Origin of the sequence: Protofrankia sp. CiT1 (assembly GCF_917627335.1) — a bacterium.
In the GTDB taxonomy this organism is placed as follows: Bacteria; Actinomycetota; Actinomycetes; order Frankiales; family Frankiaceae; genus Protofrankia.
On record NZ_CAKJTP010000002.1, the window covers coordinates 34634 to 37761 of the forward strand.

Below are 3128 nucleotides of genomic sequence, written 5' to 3' on the forward strand. Positions count from 1 at the left end.
GCTGCCGCCGGAGCGCGGCCAGGTCGTGGTCGTCTCCGCAGGGACCTCGGACGCACCGGTAGCCGCCGAGGCCGCGCTGACCGCCCGCGCATCCGGAGCGGGCGTTAAGACGATCATGGATGTGGGAGTGGCCGGCCTGCACCGGATCCTCGCGGTCCGTGACGTCCTTGCCGCCGCGGACTGCCTGATCGTCATCGCTGGCATGGAAGGTGCGCTACCCAGCGTTGTTGGCGGGCTCGTCGGTACACCGGTGATCGCCGTTCCGACCAGCATCGGTTACGGCGCGTCCTTCGGCGGCCTTGCCGCGTTGCTCGGGATGCTCAACTCGTGCGCGCCCGGCGTCGTCGTCTGCAACATCGACAACGGTTTCGGGGCGGGAATCTTCGCCGCCCGCATCACCCGCCGCACCCGCCGCGCGACGGCGAGGCCCACGGTCGCCGACAGCGGTCAGGAACCGGGCGGCGAACGGACCACAGTGGACGGGTGACCGACGCCGACATGCACCACGCGAACCATGCGAACCACGCGAACCATGCGAACCATGCGCCAGCCGGACCGACCGAGCCCGCGTCGACCAGACCGGCCCGGGTCGGCTGGCTCGACCTGTCCAGCGGAGCGAGCGGGGACATGCTCCTCGGCGCCCTGAACAGGGTGCTGACCGACACGGATCAGCACCCGGACGTGATCGCCAACGCGGTCGGAGCGCTCGGGCTGCCGGTCCGTCTGGACGTCAGCATGACCAGCCGGGCCGGCCTCGCCGCCGCCTGTGTCCAGGTCATCACCAACGAGTGGACCGGTAGTAACGAGTGGACCGGTAGTGAAGACGCGACACACCAGGACGGGCTGCCGGGGAGCGGGGCGCCCGGAAACGCGGCACCCGGCGATGAGCGCCGCCGTACCTGGGCTGACATCCGCCGGCTACTGGCCGGCGCTCCGCTCAGCGAAACGGTCCGCGAGCGGGCCCTGGCCACGTTTGCGGCGCTCGCCGAGGCTGAGGCTGTCGTCCATGGCATCCACGCCGACGAGGTGCACTTCCACGAGGTCGGGGCGCTGGACGCGCTCGCCGACGTGGTCGGCGTCTGCGCGGGGCTCGACGCGCTCGGCCTGGACCAGCTGGTCGCGTCCCCGGTAGCGCTCGGCGGCGGGTCGGCCCGCACCGAACACGGCGTGCTGCCGATCCCCGGCCCCGCTGTCCTGGAACTGCTGCGTGCCAACGCAATGCCGGGGTATGGCGGTCCGGTGGACATGGAGCTGTGCACACCGACGGGAGCGGCTCTGGTGGCGGTCCACGCGGACGCATACGGTCCGTTGCCGGCAATGCGGGTGGCGTCCGTCGGCGTCGGCGCCGGCCAGCGCGACATCCCTGGTCGGCCCAACGTCGTCCGCCTGGTCGTCGGTACCGCTCCGCCGACCGACACGCCACCCCGGACGGGAGCGCTGCCGGCAGCGCCACTGCCGGCAGCACCGACGGTGGACTCCGCCACCGCGCGCGTCCCCGCCGTGACCCATGCGCTGGCCGTGACCGATGAGCTGCTGGTCGAGACCAACGTCGACGACCTCGACCCGCGGGCCTGGCCAGAGATCCTGGCAACGCTGCTGGCGGCGGGGGCCTCCGATGCCTGGCTCACGCCGGTGCTGATGAAAAAGGGCCGGCCGGCGCACACCCTGTCCGTGCTGGTGGCGATGCCGCTCGCGGACTCGGTCCGGCGAGCGGTCTTCCTCCACACTCCCACGCTGGGCCTGCGGGAGACGCCCGTACACAAGCGGGCCCTCGCCCGTGCCTTCCGCACGGTGAACGTCAGCGGCGAACCCGTCGCCGTAAAGATCGGCATACTTCCGGACGGCCAGATCGTCACCAGGCAACCCGAGTGGGATGATGTCCGCCGCGCCGCCGCCAGGCTGGACCGACCAGCCCGTTGGGTGCTGGCTACCGCGGTGGCCCTGGCGTCGGATACCGTCCGGCCGAACGCTGCCCGGCCGGACGAGGGCACCGATGACGACGAGGCATGGGCACACATGCGATCCTAAGAGCGCCCGGCAACAGGGATGTGGATCAAGGAGCAGGGCTGGAGTGCGTGCATCGCGAGGCGGCGCGGGGAGCCACCGGAGGTGGTGGGTGACGACCGACGGCAACAACGCGAGATGCGCACCTCACCCTTCCGCCTTGCCAGGGGGCGCCTGGACGCGGCGAGCCGGAATGACGATCTCACACGCGCTCTAAGGCCGCGACCGAGCGGGATCACGAACGGAGACGATCGACATCGACGCCCGAACGGACATGCCTGACTTCAATCGTGCTCCGGCGGACGATCCTGGCGCGGTCCAGTCGATGCCGTCACCGGCGCGGCACTATCCACTGTCCAGCCCGGCCGAGGCGAGCAACGGCGACCTGCGCTCCCCTCCGCAGGCCCAGCGGCGTCCGATGCCACCGCCGATGCCGCCACCCGGCGGCGAGCGCGCGTTCGACCCGCTCACGAGCGCATGGCCGGGCGCCGCGGACGAATCACCGGCCGCCCGGCCATGGACCGAAGCGTCAACCTACGACCCGTTGTTCGACCGTGGCCCCGCTCCCGGCGGCTATCCGGGGCCTGGTGCCCACCCGAGCAACGCCGCGCCGACCCCGCCACCGCCCAAACCTCGGGTGTCCGTCAGCACGCTGCGCCACGAGGAACGCCCGAACAACGGCCAGCCCGGTGCCCGGCCCACCAGCGCGCCCTCACCGGAGCCCCCGCCGGGTTACCAGCGGTCCAGCTACACCGACACGGCCCACCGGCCGGCGCCGCTGTACCGGGACGACAGCTACCCGCCGGATTTCGACTCCGCCGATCCGCTCGGCATCTCCGCCGGTGTGGCGAGCACCGCGATCGAGACGCCGCCACACTCGCCGATTTCGACAGTCTACCCAGCGCCGCCGCCGCTGCCCCTCCCCGTGGCTGATGAGCCGGTGTCCCCGTACTCGCCGCCGGTGGCGGCCGAGCAGTCGCCGGGAGCGTCCACGGCGCCGATCGCGCTACTGTCCAGCCAGGACCGGCCGTTCCTCGACAGCGACGGTTTTCCCGGCGGGGGGCGGGCCGAGAGCTCACCTCCCGACATCCAGCGGGTGCCGGCGCCATACCCGGACGACATGT

Annotated in this window: 2 protein-coding genes and 1 pseudogene; all 3 read left to right on the forward strand. The window is 72.1% G+C overall.

What is annotated here, in order from left to right:
- Positions 1 to 487, forward strand: a 487-nt coding sequence (larB, locus tag MJ785_RS00750) for a nickel pincer cofactor biosynthesis protein LarB (RefSeq protein ID WP_239379889.1), incomplete at its 5' end; no start/stop codon positions are given.
- Positions 484 to 2028: a nickel pincer cofactor biosynthesis protein LarC gene (gene larC / locus MJ785_RS00755; protein WP_239379890.1), complete on the forward strand. Its 1545-nt coding sequence runs from the start codon at positions 484 to 486 to the stop codon at positions 2026 to 2028. The genes larB and larC, both read left to right, overlap by 4 nt.
- A gap of 250 nt (positions 2029 to 2278) precedes the next feature.
- Positions 2279 to 3128: pseudogene (locus MJ785_RS00760) on the forward strand (hypothetical protein); the annotation flags it as partial.